Source organism: Pseudomonas sp. 43(2021), from assembly GCF_017490805.1.
Taxonomy (GTDB): domain Bacteria; phylum Pseudomonadota; class Gammaproteobacteria; order Pseudomonadales; family Pseudomonadaceae; genus Aquipseudomonas.
Map to the genome: position 1 here is coordinate 1 of NZ_JAFGYJ010000445.1, position 464 is coordinate 464.

2 protein-coding genes are annotated in these 464 nt (G+C 62.1%); both read right to left on the minus strand.

The features are described 5' to 3' along the window. Positions 1-230, minus strand: a 230-nt coding sequence (locus tag J5M71_RS28085) for a 23S rRNA (pseudouridine(1915)-N(3))-methyltransferase RlmH (protein WP_207838863.1), incomplete at its 3' end; no start/stop codon positions are given. A 9-nt stretch (positions 231-239) separates the two neighbouring features. Next, positions 240-464: RsfS/YbeB/iojap family protein (locus J5M71_RS28090; protein WP_207838865.1), on the minus strand; the 225-nt coding region annotated here is incomplete at its 5' end.

The window sequence follows — 464 nt, forward strand, 5'->3', positions numbered from 1 at the left end:
CCGTGAACCTCCCGCGTGACGATCCGCTCGTTGTGCCCGACCTTGGCCAGCATGGCTTCGCCTTCCTGGCGGATGAAACGGGCCACGTCGGCATTCTTGCCACGGGTGTTGAGCGGAATTTCCACCAGTTCCAGCGCCAGCTCGGACGGAAGACGCTTGGCATATTCATGCCAGCCTTCTTCCACCCACTTGGGCATGCGTGAACCGACGGCGATCAGGCGCAGTCGCACAGCGATCCCTTAGAACTGGTCTTTGTTGAGCTTGGTGAAATGCTCGTGGGTGTTTTCCGGGCTGTGGTGCTTGGCATCGGCCGCACGGCTTTGCTCGGCACCGGCCCACAGACGCTCCAGGTCGTAGAACTGACGCGCCGAGGCGGTCATCATGTGCACGATCACCAGATCGAGGTCGAGCAGAACCCAGTCGCTGTCGCCCTTGCCTTCTTCGCCCAGTGGCTTGGCGCCCTG